Annotated in this window: 13 protein-coding genes; 2 read left to right on the forward strand and 11 right to left on the reverse strand. The window is 58.6% G+C overall.

Features of this window, described 5'->3' with window-relative positions; genetic code table 11:
• Window positions 1-8: 8 nt before the first annotated feature.
• Both ADU59_RS09630 and ADU59_RS09640 read left to right on the forward strand, forming a co-directional pair.
• A complete protein-coding gene (locus ADU59_RS09630) occupies window positions 9-1,298 on the forward strand; it encodes an amidohydrolase family protein (protein WP_068954127.1) in 1,290 nt (429 codons plus the stop codon).
• A 1,834-nt stretch (window positions 1,299-3,132) separates the two neighbouring features.
• Complete coding sequence (locus tag ADU59_RS09640; protein ID WP_083198200.1) at window positions 3,133-4,287, forward strand: ROK family transcriptional regulator; 1,155 nt, start codon at window positions 3,133-3,135, stop codon at window positions 4,285-4,287.
• Window positions 4,288-4,413: 126 nt separating this feature from the next.
• Here the strand turns inward: ADU59_RS09640 and ADU59_RS09645 are convergent, their stop codons facing one another.
• The 11 genes from ADU59_RS09645 to ADU59_RS09695 all read right to left on the reverse strand — a co-directional run bounded on the left by ADU59_RS09645 (window position 4,414) and on the right by ADU59_RS09695 (window position 17,409).
• Window positions 4,414-6,552: a beta-galactosidase gene (locus tag ADU59_RS09645; RefSeq protein WP_068953886.1), complete on the reverse strand. Its 2,139-nt coding sequence runs from the start codon at window positions 6,550-6,552 to the stop codon at window positions 4,414-4,416.
• Between the two features lie 24 nt (window positions 6,553-6,576).
• On the reverse strand, window positions 6,577-7,722 hold the full coding sequence (locus tag ADU59_RS09650; protein WP_068953887.1) for an ABC transporter ATP-binding protein: 1,146 nt from the start codon (window positions 7,720-7,722) through the stop codon (window positions 6,577-6,579).
• A 64-nt stretch (window positions 7,723-7,786) separates the two neighbouring features.
• Window positions 7,787-8,638, reverse strand: a complete 852-nt coding sequence (locus ADU59_RS09655) for a carbohydrate ABC transporter permease (protein ID WP_068953888.1) — start codon at window positions 8,636-8,638, stop codon at window positions 7,787-7,789.
• A gap of 2 nt (window positions 8,639-8,640) precedes the next feature.
• Window positions 8,641-9,525, reverse strand: coding sequence for a carbohydrate ABC transporter permease (locus ADU59_RS09660; protein WP_068953889.1), 885 nt, complete (start codon window positions 9,523-9,525; stop codon window positions 8,641-8,643).
• A gap of 64 nt (window positions 9,526-9,589) precedes the next feature.
• Window positions 9,590-10,852, reverse strand: coding sequence for an ABC transporter substrate-binding protein (locus tag ADU59_RS09665; RefSeq protein WP_068954128.1), 1,263 nt, complete (start codon window positions 10,850-10,852; stop codon window positions 9,590-9,592).
• 538 nt (window positions 10,853-11,390) lie between these two features.
• The gene (locus ADU59_RS09670) at window positions 11,391-12,494 is read right to left on the reverse strand and encodes an ABC transporter ATP-binding protein (RefSeq protein WP_068953890.1); all 1,104 of its coding nucleotides are present in this window, start codon (window positions 12,492-12,494) and stop codon (window positions 11,391-11,393) included.
• 115 nt (window positions 12,495-12,609) lie between these two features.
• On the reverse strand, window positions 12,610-14,067 hold the full coding sequence (locus ADU59_RS09675; RefSeq protein WP_068953891.1) for an extracellular solute-binding protein: 1,458 nt from the start codon (window positions 14,065-14,067) through the stop codon (window positions 12,610-12,612).
• Window positions 14,068-14,109: 42 nt separating this feature from the next.
• Complete coding sequence (locus ADU59_RS09680) at window positions 14,110-15,138, reverse strand: carbohydrate ABC transporter permease (protein WP_068953892.1); 1,029 nt, start codon at window positions 15,136-15,138, stop codon at window positions 14,110-14,112.
• A complete protein-coding gene (locus tag ADU59_RS09685) occupies window positions 15,135-16,010 on the reverse strand; it encodes a carbohydrate ABC transporter permease (RefSeq protein ID WP_068953893.1) in 876 nt (291 codons plus the stop codon). The genes ADU59_RS09680 and ADU59_RS09685 overlap by 4 nt, the downstream gene beginning before the upstream one ends.
• Window positions 16,007-16,939 carry a ribokinase gene (gene rbsK / locus ADU59_RS09690; RefSeq protein ID WP_068954129.1) on the reverse strand — a complete coding sequence of 311 codons (933 nt, stop codon included), beginning with the start codon at window positions 16,937-16,939 and terminating at the stop codon, window positions 16,007-16,009. The genes ADU59_RS09685 and rbsK overlap by 4 nt, the downstream gene beginning before the upstream one ends.
• A 14-nt stretch (window positions 16,940-16,953) precedes the next feature.
• Window positions 16,954-17,409: an RbsD/FucU family protein gene (locus tag ADU59_RS09695; RefSeq protein WP_068953894.1), complete on the reverse strand. Its 456-nt coding sequence runs from the start codon at window positions 17,407-17,409 to the stop codon at window positions 16,954-16,956.
• Window positions 17,410-17,536 lie beyond the last annotated feature (127 nt).

The raw sequence follows: 17,536 nt of genomic DNA on the forward strand, positions 1-17,536 counted from the left end.
AGGTTTCCATGTTCGACCTGATTATCCGCAGCGCAAATCTTCCCGATGGCCGCAAGGGCATCGATATCGGCATCACGGGCGGCAAGATCAGTGCCATCGATAGATCGATCGCGGCGCAGGCGGGGGAGGAAATCGATGCCATCGGACGGCTGGTGAGCCCGCCCTTCGTCGATCCGCATTTTCACATGGACGCGACTTTATCCCTCGGCCTGCCGCGCATGAACGTGTCCGGCACATTGCTCGAAGGCATCGCGCTCTGGGGCGAGCTCCGCCCGATCGTGACGAAAGAGGAACTTGTAGACCGTGCCCTGCGCTATTGCGATCTGGCGGTGACGCAAGGTCTGCTGTTCATTCGCAGTCATGTCGATACCAGTGATCCGAAACTGGTGACGGTCGAGGCGATGATCGAGGTTCGCGAGAAGGTCGCACCCTATATCGACCTGCAACTGGTCGCCTTCCCACAGGATGGCTATTATCGCGCAGCCGATGGCATCAGTTCATTCAACCGGGCGCTGGACATGGGCGTCGATATCGTTGGTGGCATTCCGCATTTCGAGCGTACCATGGGGGATGGTACGGCCTCGGTCGAGGCTCTCTGCCGCATCGCCGCCGATCGTGGCCTGCCGGTGGACATGCATTGCGACGAGACCGACGATCCCCTGTCGCGCCACATCGAGACACTGGCCGCGCAAACCATCCGCTTCGGCCTTCAAGGCCGCGTCGCCGGTTCGCATCTGACCTCGATGCATTCGATGGACAACTACTACGTCTCCAAGCTGATCCCGCTGATGGCGGAAGCGCGGATCAACGTCATTCCCAATCCCCTGATCAACATTATGCTGCAGGGCCGGCACGACACCTATCCCAAGCGCCGCGGCATGACCCGCGTACGTGAATTGATGGATGCCGGGCTTAATGTTTCCTTTGGGCACGATTGCGTCATGGATCCCTGGTATTCGATGGGATCGGGCGACATGCTGGAGGTTGGCCACATGGCCATCCATGTCGCGCAGATGGCCGGCATCGACGACAAGAAGAAGATCTTCGACGCGTTGACCGTCAATTCGGCAAAGACGATGGGCCTCGAAGGCTATGGCCTGGAAGTCGGCTGCAATGCCGACCTCGTCATCCTCCAGGCGCAGGATACGCTGGAAGCGCTACGGCTGAAACCGAACCGGCTGGCGGTGCTCCGCCGGGGTAAGGTCATTGCCCGTTCGGCGCCGCGCATCGGCGAGCTTTTGCTTGCCGGGCGCCCGGCAAGGATCGATAGCAGTCTGGATTATGCGCCTCGCGACTGAGGCGCGGTCTGGAGTGAACCACTCGGACTGGGCCACGGGACTCGAAAAAACTGATACGTTCTGTGGGCCTCAGTCGGATAAGGCTCATGAAATCCAGAGGAGCATATCGATGGCGTTCAATGCCATTCAAGCTACAGCTTTGCCAGGATATCCGAAACGGTATCACTGGGCGGCATGACTCATGACGCACTTACGGGGCGTCGGCCAACCTCATCCAGTTTTGGCTGACACAGTTCGGTCGCGGCGAACTGAACGATGAGGACCCCTCCATCGTCACCGGCCCGCGACCTGCTCCGTCAGACGACGGTGAAAAATGACCGGCCTTCTGAGGATCATTTTCTATTGCCGATCCGCGGCAAGAGCCTCGAATCTCAGTGATGCCGAACATGTTACGATTATTGAGGACATCCAGGGCGAGTTGCCCTGCTATGGATATTACCGCGTGACGCATGAGCTTCACCGACGGGGCATCTCGTCAATCACAAGCATGTTGCTTATGTAATGCGGGCCAATGGATCGGGGATCAAGTCGTGCAGGCGTTATGTTGGCGCGACGGACAGCAACCACGATTTGCCCGTCTACCCGTACCGCATCCCGATTCCGGATCGACCCGACATGGTCTGGGTCGCCGATTTTACGTAGATTCGTATTCCCTCTGGCTTCTGCGGTGCGCAGGTGTGCCGTGATTTTGGAGAATGCCATCCCGATCGGATTGAGGTCGGGGGTAGGGTGGCAGGAAGAGGAACCATGCGCCGTGATCCTACAGGATTTCGGCGGCCTTTTTGCTTTTCTGGACGCCAGGCTGTCGAGGATGATGACATCGCCGCGCAATAGAGGTGGGGCGAGCTGGGTTTCAATATAGGATCGAAGGCGGCGCTATTCATGGGGCGGTTGATGATCCATGGCGCGGTCAGCCCGAAGCATCCGAGGGTGGCGATGAAGGTCTGCGTTCCCCAATGTCCGAACGGCGCAGTCATGTGTAATCGTGGCCGCGCGGGCAACGGCCCCGAAAAGGCACCATCTTCGTGTTCACGGATGTTTCGTCAATATAGGCAAGACGGTGCGGTTCCAGCCGGATGCGTGGCCGGCGTTTTGTGATTCTGCCGTACCGCCCGCGTGCGCGTTCCGATGCCATTTAATATGTGAATTCTTCGGCCACCAGCGCCCGTGACAGGGGCGAAGGCGGAAACCGAGCCACGCATGTGGTCAGGGATCCCAGCCAGTTCCGGCAGGGTGATGTTGGGTTTGGTCTTGACCCGAGCAATCAGAAAGAACCCTCCGGACGCGAGCTTGCCGTGGCCGGAGGGGCCTGATGGAGTGGCGATATCGCTCCCGTCGTGCAGTGGCGTTGCATGATGTGGATTGCCGTGCCGTTACCAATGGCGAAGTGGCGGGCGGCCGAACGACAGGAATATCCCGCCTCAACCATGGCCACCACGCGTTCGTGAATATCCTGTGATTGTGATTTGCCTATCAAACGCCTCCAATTGAAGGGAATCATGAAATCTGGCGAAAGCTAACAACAGACGATTCACGTTTTGTGAGCAACGCTTTAGCAGTCGACGGGAAGCGAAACTGCTTAGGAACGGCAAGGGAGGCAGTAACGTATACGGCGATTACCTCCATGAAGATCAGCGGGACATTCCCGTCCGTGTGCACGGACCCGATTGGGCTAGGATTTCTGCGTGTATGGTCAAAAATGCGTTATAGCGCTTGTGGTTAGCCTGTAAGCGGAAATACAACTTCCCAGTTGCCGTGATTTGGCTAACGAGGCAGTATTCGCGCAATCATGAAAGCTGAAATGCTCAAAATAGACCAACGTACGACGCGTGCCATGAACCGCCGTCTGATCCTCAATCTTTTAAGACGGGAAGGATCGCTAAGCCGTGTGGAGATTGCCGAGATCACCGGTCTCAGCCGTGCGACGGTAACGTTTGTCGTCAACGACCTGATTGCGGAAAATTATCTGGTGGAAGGGGAGACCGTGCGCGGCGCGGGCGGGCGTCGGCCAATACCGCTGGCGATCAATTATGCCGGTCATCTGGCCATCGGCATCAAGATGAATGTCGGCAGCCTGGAGTGCATCCTGACGGACCTATCGACTGAAGCCATTTCCACGGTGACGGTCAATTTTCTGGACCCGTCACCGGAAAGCGTTCTGGATGCTGCCGAAACCGCGATCCGCCATCTGATGACGGCCGCTCCGACAGATGCGGGTGCTGTCACCGGCATCGGGTTTTCCATGCCTGGAACGATCGATGTGGAAAACGGTATCTGCATCAAAAGCCACCGCTTTTTCTGGGACAATGTGCCGTTTGCCGACATGCTCTACAAACGCGTTCAGGTTCCCGTCTGGATGGAGGACGATACGATTGCCTTTGCGCTGGCGCATCACCTTTTCGGGCTCGGTCGGCAATACAATACCTTCGGCGCGCTTGCGATTGGCGTGGGCATCGGCTGCGCGGCGGTCTCGAACGGTGTCGTTCTGCGCGGGGGGCACGGTCAGGCGGGCAAGCTCGGCCATACGATGCATAAATTGAACGGCGCATTGTGTGAATGCGGCCGGAAAGGTTGCCTGCAGGCCTATTATGCCGAACCCGTCATCGTTGAACGGTGGCGGACCGAAAAAGGGCTTGGACCGCAACATGATCGCTTTTCCATGCGGGATGCTGCCTTGCAGGGCGAGCCGCTCGCCAAAGCGATCCTGCGTGAGGCGGGCGAAAATATCGGCATTCATCTGGCGGCATTCGTCGATATTGTCGATCCGGAGGTCATCGTGGTCGGTGGCGAGGCTGTCTGTTTCGGTGATCTGCTGTTTGGTCCGATGCGTGAGGCGCTGGATGTCTACTGCTACTCCAGGCCACCGGCGATCCTGCCGGACGAGCGCGACAATTTCTGGAGTTCGGGGGCCGCAGCCCTTGCGACGCAGCGGCTGTTCAATTTCGAAAAAGGGCCGGGATCGCAGCAGGGCGATTCGAGTATCGCCTGATTGAGAATGAATTCGGCAGGCGGCTTATGGCGCTTGCCCATCATAAAAGACGGGGAACGGTATCGAAATACCGCTCCCCGTCTTCAATTCGGGACGGCAATGCCATCCCGTCTCTGGGAGGCGTTTTTAGTTGAGGTGGATGACGGCGCAGCCGTAGCCCTCAAGCGACAGGCTGCCATCAAGCTTGCGACCGCTCAAAAGATCCGTTCCGGCTGGAACACCCGGCACGATGGCGGCTGTCTCCAGGGTATTAAGCACAAACAGCAGCTTGCGGTCATCGGCGGTGCGCAGCGAAAGCTCGACACCTTCAGGCAAATCGGCGACCAGCGGTGTAATGCCTGCCGGGGACAGAACGAGTTCGTCCAGACTGCCGGCAAGTTCTTCAGTCAGATAGGTGCCGACATAGATGACGCGACCCTTGCCAACCTTGCGGGAGGTGATGGCCGGGCGATCCTTGGCAAACCGGTTTGACCATGTGCCGATGGTCTGCGTGTCACCGGACAGCTCCAGCAGTTCATAGAGATGTTCAACCGTAATGGTCTTGCCGCCGATGTCGATCGTATATCTTCGCTCCGAAGACGAGGATGGCAGCGGCGATGGCGGCGCATACATGCCCTGCTCAGGGCCGGACCGCTGGAACAGGCCTTCGCCGCCTTTTGCGACGAGACGGCCGAACTCTTCGACTTTGACGCCGGAAAGCTTGCTCAACGATGCGCCCGGCGCCTGCTCGCGGATGATATGATTGTTTTCATCGCGCGTGCCGGTCATGGCGCCAACGATCAGTGTTCCACCATTTTCCACATAGCTCTCGAGCTTGGGTGTCCAATTGTTGTTCCACATGACCCAATGGGGGATATAGAAAGCCTTGAGCTTGGAAAGATCGTCTTCCGGATGTACAAAACCGCAGGCGATGCCACGTTTGTAGCAATGGCGATGCATGACGATGGCATCTTCAAGCGGTGAGGGCAGGCCGATCGGATATGTCTTGTGGGCTTCCTGATTGTCGAAATCGGCCCCGGCGATCCCCAGATCGATGTGCACCGATGTGCCGAGCAGCTTGTCCTTGATGGTGTGGATGTCGGAGGCGAACTGCTTGGCTTCCTCGTAGCGACGGCGGGTGACATCATCGTGGTCGACAATGCCCATCCAGTAGATTTCGGCGCCAAAATGCGCCGGACGCCAGCGGAAGAACATTAGGCCATCGGCACCGCGCGCCACCGATGACAGTGCCATTCTGCGCATTTCACCGGGTTCCGGGTTCATGGTCGTGAAGGAGGGCTGGCTTCCCAGGCCAGATGCCTGTTCCGGAACGATGAAATTGCCGGTGTAGCTGCGGCAGACATCCATCTGCAGCGCCTGTGTTGCCGCGTGGCCGCCGGTGCGGCGGAATTCGTCGTAGAGCATCGGATAGATATCGAAGCCGATAAAATCCAGATCCTGTCCGAACTGGCCGCGGAAATCGATATCCGTCAGATTGCCGAGGTTGTGGAAGATGAACCAGTCCTGATTGGTGGCGCGCAGAATTTCGACCTGATCGAACTGGAATCGTGCCGTGGCGATGGCAAGGAAGCGGTGATAATCCTGCACATGGCCGGGGCTGAGATAGGACGGCGCCATCGGAAATGGCAGAACCACCTGGTCGAAATGATCGTAGGCCGTCGCCCAGAAATTTCCGCCCCAGGCAAAATTCAGATCACCGATCGTATCGTATTTGTGCCGCAGGAAATTGCGGAACTCCAGCGCAGCGGAATCGGAGAAGGATTCCGAGACCGTGGTGTTCAGCTCATTGTCCGTCTGCCAGCCGATGACATAAGGGTTGTCCTTGTAGTGGTCGGCCATCGCCTTGGTGATGCGGCGGCTGTGCTGGCGCAGCACCGGACTTGTCGTGTCGCAATGCTGACGGGAACCGTGGCTGGCGCGGCGGCCGTTGCGGTCCACGCGCAGGACTTCGGGATAGTTTGCTGTCAGCCAGCGCGGCGGCGTTGCTGTTGGCGTGCACAGGATGGTGTTGATGCCGGTTTCCCCCAGAACCTCGATGGCCCGGTCGAAAAGATCGAAATCGAACTTGCCCTCATAGGGCTCCCAGAGATGCCAGGCAAACTCGCCCATACGAACGGTGTTGAAGCCGGCCGCCTTCATCCGGTCGGCGTCGCGCTGCCAGTAGCTTTCGTCCACATGTTCGGGATAATGGGGCACGCCCAGAAGAAAATCGTCAAGGTTGAGCGGGCGCCAGGCTGAAAGCGGCGCGGGTTGTGAACGTCTCATGGTTCTTGCGGACTCCGTTTATATTTATTTTTCGGCAAATGGCTTGTCGGGCGATAACGTCGCGCCGTCGGACCCAAAGAGATACGCATCGGCAATATCGAAGGTGACGCGCACGGCGCTGCCCGCCTCGAACGGCACGATGTCGCCCATCTGCAGGGTGACATTGTGAGTGCCGGTGTCCGATCCGACGGTGCGCAGCGGCGAGGCATCGGCGTAAACGACGGTTTCGCGGCCGAGATGTTCGACAAGCCGGACCGTGGCATCAAAGGACGGGGATGCGGCTTGCTCGTCTGAAACGACTTTCAGCCGTTCGGGGCGGACGCCGACAGTGACCTTGTCGCCGACCTTCAGGCCATTCGGCTTCAGCGCCGGGAAAACAACGCCGGTCAGGCCGTCGATGGCGATCGCCACGCCGGATGCGTCAATGCTTGCCACTTTGCCCTCGGCAAAGTTCATGCGCGGTGCACCAAGGAAGCCTGCGACAAACTGGTTGACCGGATTGGCATAAAGTCCAAGCGGCGAGCCAACCTGCTCGATTTCGCCCCTATTGAGCACGACGATGCGGCTGGCCATGGTCATGGCCTCCACCTGATCGTGGGTCACATAGATCATCGTCGAACCGAGCTCACTGTGCAGGGTCGACAGCTCGACTCGCATCTGGGTGCGCAACGCCGCGTCGAGATTGGATAACGGCTCGTCGAACAGGAAAACTTCCGGCGACCGTGTGATCGCCCGGCCGATGGCCACACGCTGGCGCTGACCGCCGGAAAGCTGTTTCGGGCGCTTGTCGAGCTGTTCGGTGATGCGCAGAATTTCTGCCGCGCGTTTAACGGCGGCGTCGATTTCAGCCTTTGGCCGGTTGGCCATTCGCAGGCCAAATCCCATGTTCTCGGCGACCGTCATATGGGGATAAAGCGCGTAGGACTGGAAGACCATGGCGATGCCCCGGTCTCCCGGCTCTTCCTTCGTCACGTCCTGGCCGTTGATGAACAGGTTGCCGGAGGAAATACTCTCCAGCCCAGCAATGGTCTTCAGCAGCGTGGATTTGCCACAGCCGGATGGGCCGACCATGACGATGAATTCGCCTTTGTCGATGGTCAGATTGATGTTCTTCAAGGCATGGAAGCCGCTATAGTGCTTCTCGACATTGCGGATTTCGACGCTGGTCATCTCGATAGGGTTCCTTCGGTCGTTTCTTGTTGCGTCAGGGCGCCGTGCGGGCAGGCTGTTAAGGTCATCCCTTGATCGCCCCCATCGTCAGCCCCGATACGAAGTGTTTCTGCATGAGGAAGAACATCAGCACCGGCGGTACGGCGACGAAGATCGTTGCGGCGGAAACCACGTTCCACGCCGAGACCCACTCGCCCTTGAGGTTGGACAGGCCGGCGGTAACCGGCTTGACCGCGTCGCTCTGGGTCAGCACCAGCGCCCAGAAATAGTCGTTCCAGATGAAGGTGAATGTCAGGATCGCCAGCGCTGCCAGCGCCGGGCGCACGAGGGGTACGACGACATAGCGAAGGATCTGCCAGGGCGAGGCGCCTTCGGCGCGGGCTGCCTGAAACAGTTCGTCTGGCAGCGCTGCGATGAAATTGCGCATGAAGAGCGTGGCAAAGCCGGTCTGAAAGGCAATGTGAAAGACCATGAGGGCAAAGAAGGTGTCGTAGAGTCCGATCTTCACCATTAGATCGCGGATCGGGATCATCATGATCTGTTGGGGCAGGAAGTTGCCGCCGACAAACAGCGCAAAGATCAGCATGGAGCCGCGAAAGCGGTGGCGCGACAGCACATAACCGGTCAGTGTCGACAGGATCAGGACCGCGATCACCGAGGGGATGGTGATGATCAGGCTGTTGGTGAAATAACGCAGCATCTTGGTCTGCTGGAAGACCGCCATGTAATTTTCGACAAGATTGAACTTTGTCGGCCAGCCCCAGTAATTGCCGGCCATGACGTCGTCAAACGAGCGGAACGAGGTCATGATGACGGCCAGAAGCGGCAGAAGCCAGAGCGCCAGAATGAGCCAGATCATCGCCATATAAGCAAAGCGCGACAGGGGTTTGTTTTCAGCGATGGGACGCGGATACATGCTCAGTTCCCCTTTTCGGCTTTGATCAGCCCACGCAGATACCAGGCGATGAACACGGACATGATGAGGAACAGGATGGTGGCGATGGCTGCGCCATAACCGAAGCGGAAGGAAAAGATCGACTGCTCGTACATCTGATAGGCCAGCACCGTCGAAGAGCCGAAAGGACCGCCCGCCGTCATAACGGAAACCGCATCGAAGGAGCGCAGCGCGCCGACGATGGTGATTGCCACAGCGATGAAGCCGACCTGCGTCAATTGCGGTAGGACGATATGGCGCAGCATGCGCCAGCCGCGGGCGCCATCGACACGGCCAGCCCCGATCTGTTCTTCATCGAGATTGTTCAGGCCCGCCAGAAACAGCACCATGCAGAAGGCGATCTGCGGCCATAGCGCAGCGGCAGCCACCGCGAACGTCACCAGATATTCGTCAGACAGAAGTGCTGGCGCTTGCGCGCCAAAGGCATTGTAGATAATCGCCAGAAGGCCATAGGTCGGGTCGTAAAACCATCCGAAGATGACGCCGACGGTGACGGCGGCCAGTACCAGCGGCATGAAGAACAGCGATTTGACGAGCCGCATGCCTGCGATTTTCTGATTGACCAGAAGCGCTATCGCCAGCCCTGCCGGTGGGGCGAGCAGGAACATCAGCAGCCAGATGACGTTGTTTTTCAGTGAAATATAGAACTGTGGATCGTCTAGCAACTCGGTGTAGTTGGCCAGTCCGATCCAGGTCATCGGTCCGAAACCGTCCCAGTCGTAGAACGAAATCCAGAACGTCTCCACCGACGAGGCGATGATCACCACCAGAAACAGCACCAGCCCCGGCGCAAGAAACAGGGCCGGCGCCAGCCAGCTGCGCTGGCGCCGCCACAAACCAACTGTCATGATATTTATTCCTTGGAAAAAGGGAGGTGTCGCCACCTCCCGTCAGGAGAGAGTTGCCGACCGGTCAGCCGTGAATGCGCGCGCGCGTCCGTTCTATCTGCTGAAGAATGGTATCGCGCCGCTCGGGCTTGACCATGAATTCCTGAAGGCCCTTGAGGCCCGCCTGGGCCAGATCCGGATCTGTATCGCGGTCGTAATACTGCGACGTGCCCTTGACCTTCTTCATTTCCTCGACCGCCATCTTGAGGATGGGATCATCGGAGATCGGGCAATCATTACGCGCCGGCACGTTGCCTTCGGGGGCAAGATAGGCGGCGAGATTTTCCGGCTTGTAGAAATAGGCGAGGAATTCGCGCGCCAGTTCCTTGTTCTTCGAGCCCGAGGGCAGATGGATGGAATCCACCGAGAAATCCTCATATTGGGCCATACCCGGCTTGATTTCCGGGAACGGCGCGAAACGGACCTGTGCAAGATCTTCGGGCGGGAAGGCATATTTGATGAAATTGCCGAGATCCATCATCGCCGCCTTCTTCTGGACAAGCGCTGCCGCAGCCGGGTCCCAGGCGAAGGATGTACCGTTCGGTGTGAAGAAGTCTGCCTTGATCAGTGTCTCCCAGCGGTCGAACACGTCTTTGAGCGACGGGTCGGTGTATTTCACCTTGCCGGCCATCAGATCCATGTGGTGCTCAAGACCGTTGATACGCAGGTTCATGTGATCGAACCAGCCGCCAGCCGGCCACTGATCCTTGGTGCCCATGCTCATCGGAATGATACCGGCCTTCTTCGACTGCTCTGCGAGCGTGAAAAAGTCGTCGAATGTCTTGGGCACAGTCAGGCCGAACTGATCGAATGTGTCCTGGCGATAATACAGACCCCAGAGAATGCCGCCGGTCGGCAGGCCGTATTGTGCGCCGTTGACAGTGACCGAACCGAGCGTCGCACCCAGCACATCCTTATAGTTCTCGCGCTGGACCAGATCCGAGATGTCATCGAACAGGCCCTTCTCGACAAAGGTGCGCATGCGGCTGCCCGAGAACCAGAAGCAGATGTCGGGCGGGCTTGCGACCAGATAGTTGCGGATGGCGGTCTTGTGCGCTTCATGATCCATATTGTTGATGGTAACGGTGGCGCCGGCGGCATCGCCGAATTCCTTGGCAATACGCTCAAGCGCTGCGCGCTGGTTTACATCGCCGCGGTTCGAAATGATCGTGAGCTGTTTGCTTTGGGCGATCGCTGGCGAATAGAGCGCGGCTGACGCAATCGCCGCGCCGCTAGCCTGAAGAAAACGACGGCGCGTCGTCCGCAGGAATTGCATCTTGGTGTTCATATCCATCTCCTCCTGTCAGCTTCCCAATATCTGACGCGGGGTATGGAAAATCAAAAATTGGGTGCGATGTCAATCATTAGTTTATTAAACAAACTATCATGCGAGCGAATGTTCAGGCTGACCGGGGAGCGTCCTGTTGATTTCATTGAAACCCATGACGATCATCTGGAAATGCGGGACAAAAGAACCCGAGCGTTTCAGGTTAAGTCCTGATCCATCAAATACTGGGACTGAATACCAAGCTGAAGGTCGTCATCCTTGCTTCCAACGTTGACTTTGAGCAGTGCGCCGAGAGGCGAGGCTGTCGTACCTCCAACGGTTCAATTGTCGCATTGCTAAATGGCCTCTACACCGCATATGTCTTACACCAATTGAAACACGTTGCCCGACATCTCCAGCGTTCCGCTTCCATGCATGAGCCGTCGCCATGCAGATGTGGCATGAGATCATACGTCTGCGGCCCCAATAAGCGGAGGCGGAGGGCCAGACTTTCGGTCAGGGCCGGCTAACTTTGCGGTCCCGGATGTGCATTAAAATTTCAATCCGGAGCGCTGTAACCGAAGGCGTCGCCTGTGCTTTTCAGGAAGAAGTGCAGCTTCTGCGGATCGACTGGAACGTCGATCGTGTCATCCGGCTTCACGCGTGAAGAGGCATGAATCTGAGCGGTGAAGGCAGCGGGACCGACCTTGCCGATCGCCAGCGTATGCGGCCCGAGTGGTTCGATGTCGGCGACATGAACACGCAGGTTCGGAAAGAGGGGATCCGTGTTCATCGTATGCTCCGGCCTTATACCGAGAACCACAGCTTGCCCGATCCCGGTCGACAGGCGTGCGGCCCAATCGGATGGGACCGTGATATCGACACCGCCCTCAGCCCGGAAGGCGATGTTCCCATCGGCTTGTTCCAGACGCCCTTCGATGAAATTCATGCTCGGCGCGCCGATGAAGGCCGCGACGAACAGATTTTTCGGTGATTCGTAGAGTGTGATCGGATCGGCGGCCTGTTCGATACGCCCCTGGTTCATCACGACGACCCGGTCGGCCATGGTCATGGCTTCCACCTGATCGTGCGTGACATAGACGATCGTCGTCTGAAGACGACGGTGCAGCAGTTTGATTTCCGTTCGCATTTCGATGCGCAGCTTGGCATCGAGGTTGGAGAGTGGCTCGTCGAACAGGAACACATCCGGCTGGCGCACGATCGCGCGGCCGATGGCAACGCGCTGACGCTGTCCACCGGATAGCGCGCTGGGCTTGCGCTTCAGATAGGCCTCGAGATTGAGGATGCGGGCGGCGTTGGCGACAGCCGTTTCGATATCCTCCTTCGAAGTGCCGCGGACCTTCATGCCGTAGCCGATATTGTCGGCGACGGTCATATGCGGATAGAGCGCGTAGTTCTGAAAGACCATCGAGCAATTACGAAGGCCGGGCCTCAGCGACGTCACGTCGCGCTCTCCAATGCTGATTTCTCCGGACGAGGCCTGCTCGAGTCCGGCGATCATGCGCAACGTCGTCGTCTTGCCACAGCCGGAAGGCCCCACGAGCACCACGAATTCCTTATCCGCGATCGTCAGGTCGAGCGCCGGTATGACCGCAACACTGCCGAAAGACTTTGTAACCTGGTTCAAACGCACCTGGGACATGCTGTGTCCTTTTCATGGGAACTCCATCGCCATTGGAAAAGCGGCGATGGATTCCCTGCCTTCTTCTCTTTTTCGTCGTCGTCCCCGAAAGCCGGGTCCGTTTCGGATCGATCCGTTACTTTGCCGGCAGACCCATCGATGCGCGATAGGCAGCCAGCTGCTTGTCGCGACCGAATTCGTCGGTCAGTTTGTTCCAGCCTTCCGCGACGGTATCCAGCGCCTGCTGCGGCGTCACCTCTCCGTCGAGAGCCTTGGAAAGTTCGATTTCCAGGATTTCCGTGTAGGAGAAATAGCCCGGCAGACGCATGTCGAGTGCCGTGTTCTTGGCCGTCACGGCATCCTTCTGGGCGCCCAGATATTCCTTGGCTTCGCGTGGTGAGAAAATCTTGGACCACAGCTCGGTATTGGTCGTGTGCGAGATGCGGTAAGGATTGACGCCGGTGCCGCCGGTGATCGCCGCCTGACCGGAGACCGCCGGGCTCGTTACGTATTTGATATAGTCCCAGGCTGCTTCCTGGTTCTTTGAGGAGGAGGGAACAGCTGCCTGCCAGCCGCCGAAGGCCATGAACGACGTCTGTACGATGTGATCGAACTTGTCCCACGTCTTGGTCTTGTAGTTCCAGATTTCATCGGATCCCGGCAGCGATGCCGAGCCGACATTTCCGGCCACCTTCGATTGCTTCGGATCTGCCCCGATGACGCCAGTGTCGCCCCAGCCGATCGATTCAGCCACTTGGCCGCCGGCAAAGGCTGCGTTCACTTCACCGAAGGAGAAGTTCAGGGCATTCGGTGGTGCGAGTTTCGACGCGCGGATATATTCCTCCAGACCGCGAACCCAGCCCGGATTGTTGACCTGCGCATCCATCGTATCCGGATCGAAGAACATGCCGCCCGGATTGTCGGGATGGCTGACATAGCCGGCCACGTGACTGAAAAGGAACCAGAACTGCTGCCCGCCGCGGCGAAAGGCTTCGGCCGTGCCCCAGAGTTTTTTGTCCGGCTGCTGGAAGAACTCGGCTATGTCGAGATATTCCTTCCATGTCTTCGGTGGTGCAAGATCATGGCCGTATTTTGCCTTGAAGGCTTTCTGGTTGTCGGGATTTTCAAAAAGGTCGATGCGATAGGAATAGGTATGCGCGTCGCCATCCATGGTCTGCGACAGAACCTTGCCGTTCCAGACCATCAGTTGCTCGCGGTAAACCGGAGCGATATCTTCCCAGTCGGCACCCTTCTGCATCGCGGCAGGCATTTCGGAGAGATAGTCGGTGAAGTCCGGCGCCCAGGCCGGCGCGAACGCGATCACGTCGAACGTGTCTTCGCCGGAGGTCAGCGACGTCACGATCTTCGGGTACAGTTCTGACCAGGGAAATTCCACAACATTGACCTTGCCGCAGGTCTTTTCTTCCCAGCCCTTGGCCGCCAGTTGTAGTGCGGATGCGATATAGGGCCCGGTCTGGGTGGTCGCTGTAATGGTTACGCCGGTGTAGTCCGGTTCGCAGGCCGCCAGTGCCGATGTTGCTCCCGCGAGCGCGAGCAGTGTCGCCGCTGTGGATGTCAGTAGAAATCTCTTCATGTTTTCCTCCCCGGAATTGAAAAAGATAGATGGGTTAGGCGGTCACTTTATCGCTCCCAGAAGCAGGCCAGACCGCATGAGCCTGCTTAAAAGCCCCGCCATGACGACCATGGGTATGATCGCCACAAGGGCGGCTGCCGATATCGACCACCATTCGTCGCCGCGCTGGCTGTTCTGGCCGGCGACGAGGATGGGCAATGTCTGCCATTTGGAATTGGTCAGGAAGAGCGCGAACAGGAACTCGTTCCACACGAAGGCAAGGGTGATCATGAAGGTGGCAATCAGGCCCGGCTTCGACATCGGCAGAACGATCCCGAAGAAGATCCGCCATGATGGAACGTTATCGACCATCGCTGCCTCCTCGACTTCGACCGGCAGGGCGGCGAAGAAATCACGCATCAGCCAGATGACGATCGGCAGCGAGAAGGCGATATAGGCGAAGGTCAGGCCTGTATAGGTATCGACCAGCTTGAAGCCCATCTTGCCCATCTCCGTGTACATCAGGAAAAGGGCGAAGGCGGCGACGATCGGTGGAAACATGCGCTGGCTGACGAACCAGAAGACAATGTCGTCATTGCCGAGGATCGGGCCGGGAAGCCTGATTCGGCTGGAGCCGATGGCCAGCGCGAGGGCTGCGATGAAGGCGTAGATCAGCGAGGTCGCCTGTCCGAGACCGAGGTAATGACGCCCAAGCAAGAAGCCGCCGAAGGCTACGACCACGAAGATGACGCCGGTCAGGAGCTTGACCTCAAAGGTGAAGCGCACCAGGGCATAGGCGGCCATTGATCCGATGAACGTCGCCAGCAACGAGGCGGACAGACCGATAATCGTCGAGGCGATGAACGTATTGTGGAACTGCCCGCGCGCGCCTGACAGAAGCTCGGTCCAGGCCGTCAGGGTCGGATCGAAATCAATGAAGGGGATGTAGGTCGGCCCGCCGACCACGCCGAGCGGCGACTTGAACGAGGTGATCGCCACCCAGTAGAGCGGAAACAGGGTGAAGGCGAGCCACAGAAGACAACCTGCCAGCGCCCACCAACGGCTGTTGCCCTTAAGATCGCGCACGCTCATTTGTGCTTCTCCAGAATGGGCTTGAGGATGGCGAGATAGACAAGGCCGATGACCGTGATGACGATCAGGAACAGGAAGGACAGCGCGGAGGTGTAACCGAGATTGAACTTTTTGAAGCCTTCCTGATAGGCAAACAGCGTCAGCGTTTCCGTGGAAATGCCGGGGCCGCCGCCGGTCATGACGAAGACGGTGTCGATGATCTTGTAGCTCTCGATCAGGCGGATGAAGACGACTGCCACCGAGATCGGCAGCATCATCGGAAAGGTGATGCCCCAGAACTGCTGCCATGGCGTGGCGTTTTCCAGCGCTGCGGCCTCGTAGACGTCATCCGGCAAGGTCTGAAGGCCGGCGAGCAACATCAGGATGACGAAGGGCGTCCATTGCCAGACCTCCACGGAAATGATCGCCCCCAGCGCCCAGCTCGTCTTGGTCAGAAAGGGCAGGTTCGGAAAACCGAAGAAGGTCATGAGCTCGTTGAGCGGACCCATCGTGGGGTTGAGGATCTGCCGGGCGATCAGCGCCACGGCAACCGGCGCTACCAGCATCGGCAAAAGGAAGCTCAGCCTGAACAGGCCCTCGCCCGGCACCCGTCGGTTCAGCGCAAGCGCAACCGAAAAACCGATGACATATTGTAGCGAGACGGCAATGAATGCGATCAGCGTCGTGGTGCCTACCACATGCCAGAATCGCGGGTTTTGCAGCAGCTCGGTGTAGTTTCCAAAACCAACGAAACGGGCGGGCATGGGCGGCACCAGCCGTAGGCTCATGAAACTGGTGGTTAGCGAATAGATTAGCGGAAAGATCGAGATCACAAGAACGATCAGTAGCGCGGGCCAGATGAAAAAGTGCTTGATCGGATCCTGGCGGGTCATGCGGCACCATTTCCGCCCAGAAGCGTTTCGATCTCCGAAAGTTGCGGCATCGCCGGTGCAGTTCCGCGCCGCGTCACTGCAATGCCTGCCGTGGCGCAGCCGAAGCGGGCGGCGTCCACCGGCCGCATGCCGTTGGAAAGTGCTGCCGAAAAGCCACCGACAAAGGCGTCGCCTGCACCTGTCGTATCGATGACCGGGCCGGAGGATAGGGCAGGAACATGCACCGATTCCGCGGCCGTATGATACAGAACGCCGCGGCCACCGAGCGTAATCAACGCTGCCTTGACGCCTTTCGACAAAAAGACGTCTCCGGCCCGCTTCGCGTCTTCCAGCGTCTCCAGTGGGAAACCGACGATGGCGGCGGCTTCGGTTTCGTTGGGTACGATGTAGTCGCAGAGTGGATAGATCGCGTCCGGAAACGGCTCGGCGGGTGCCGGATTGAAAACAGTCGTCACGCCGGCGGCGTGGGCGATCTCAAGGGCGCGGAGGGCCGCATCGGCCGGCTGCTCCAACTGGGTCACGAAAACCGCGGATTGCTCGATGGTGTCGCGCGTGGCCTCGACATCGGCAATGACAATTGTTCCGGCGGCCCCGGGATAGACGATGATGGCATTGTCGCCATTGGTCTCGTTGACGTAAATGAAGGCGGCTCCGGTCGGCATATTGTCCATCTGCACGATCTTCGGGGTAACGCCGGCCTCGGCATAGGTCTTTAGGGCCATCTCGCCGAATGTGTCGCGGCCGATCTTCGAGATAAAGGACACCTTGCCGCCGGCGCGTGCGGCGGCAACGGCTTGGTTAGAACCCTTGCCACCGGGGCCGACAGAGAACCCGCTTCCGGTGATGGTTTCGCCGACAGCTGGCATGCGCTTGGCGACATAGGCCGTATCGGCCACAAAAATTCCGAGGATCGAAACACCCGACTTCATCATCGTCTCCGCACTCAAGAGTTTTCCGGCGGAATCACGCCCTTGGTGAACAGGAAGCAGCCGTAGAAGCGGTTTTCACCGGTGGTGATCACGCAATAGGCTTTCTTTGCCTCTTCATAGAATGCGAAACGTTCGATGCCATACATCGGAGCAGGCTTGCCCTCGGCCTGATCAATCTCGGCCTGTACCTCCTGCTGGACCGGAGGCAGGTCGCTCGGAGCGCCGACGACCTCCATACGCCCTGCCGACGGCTGTAGCGGTGTGTCCAGAGGCATCACCGACAGAATCGCCTTGATCGCCTGGGCGGCCGAAACATTGTCGATCCGCAGGAGTTTGCCGAGGGTCGTCTGGCGCGCGATGGAGTCCGACGGAAAATTCGTATCGGATACGATCAGCGTGTCGCCATGTCCCATAGCCCGAAGCGCATACAATATGTCTGCATTGAGAGCCGGATCGATATTCTTCAGCATGAAAGTCCTCCCTTGCGCGCGACGCTCCGGCAAGTTTTGCCGCGGCGTCCTCCCCGGCCGCAAGGCATCAGGCTTTGCGGCATTTCTCACCCATGTCTGCTTCCGTCAGCCGGCGCGGTCTCCTCCC

Origin of the sequence: Pararhizobium polonicum (assembly GCF_001687365.1) — a bacterium.
GTDB classification, from domain to species: domain Bacteria; phylum Pseudomonadota; class Alphaproteobacteria; order Rhizobiales; family Rhizobiaceae; genus Pararhizobium; species Pararhizobium polonicum.

Excerpts from the sequence above, each read along its gene's own strand:
- ADU59_RS09630 (WP_068954127.1), top strand. The coding sequence starts at position 9 with ATGTTCGACCTGATTATCCGCAGCGCAAATCTTCCCGATGGCCGCAAG.
- ADU59_RS09640 (WP_083198200.1), top strand. The coding sequence starts at position 3,133 with ATGAACCGCCGTCTGATCCTCAATCTTTTAAGACGGGAAGGATCGCTA.
- ADU59_RS09645 (WP_068953886.1), bottom strand. The coding sequence starts at position 6,552 with ATGAGACGTTCACAACCCGCGCCGCTTTCAGCCTGGCGCCCGCTCAAC.
- ADU59_RS09650 (WP_068953887.1), bottom strand. The coding sequence starts at position 7,722 with ATGACCAGCGTCGAAATCCGCAATGTCGAGAAGCACTATAGCGGCTTC.
- ADU59_RS09655 (WP_068953888.1), bottom strand. The coding sequence starts at position 8,638 with ATGTATCCGCGTCCCATCGCTGAAAACAAACCCCTGTCGCGCTTTGCT.
- ADU59_RS09660 (WP_068953889.1), bottom strand. The coding sequence starts at position 9,525 with ATGACAGTTGGTTTGTGGCGGCGCCAGCGCAGCTGGCTGGCGCCGGCC.
- ADU59_RS09665 (WP_068954128.1), bottom strand. The coding sequence starts at position 10,852 with ATGAACACCAAGATGCAATTCCTGCGGACGACGCGCCGTCGTTTTCTT.
- ADU59_RS09670 (WP_068953890.1), bottom strand. The coding sequence starts at position 12,494 with ATGTCCCAGGTGCGTTTGAACCAGGTTACAAAGTCTTTCGGCAGTGTT.
- ADU59_RS09675 (WP_068953891.1), bottom strand. The coding sequence starts at position 14,067 with ATGAAGAGATTTCTACTGACATCCACAGCGGCGACACTGCTCGCGCTC.
- ADU59_RS09680 (WP_068953892.1), bottom strand. The coding sequence starts at position 15,138 with ATGAGCGTGCGCGATCTTAAGGGCAACAGCCGTTGGTGGGCGCTGGCA.
- ADU59_RS09685 (WP_068953893.1), bottom strand. The coding sequence starts at position 16,010 with ATGACCCGCCAGGATCCGATCAAGCACTTTTTCATCTGGCCCGCGCTA.
- rbsK (WP_068954129.1), bottom strand. The coding sequence starts at position 16,939 with ATGAAGTCGGGTGTTTCGATCCTCGGAATTTTTGTGGCCGATACGGCC.
- ADU59_RS09695 (WP_068953894.1), bottom strand. The coding sequence starts at position 17,409 with ATGCTGAAGAATATCGATCCGGCTCTCAATGCAGACATATTGTATGCG.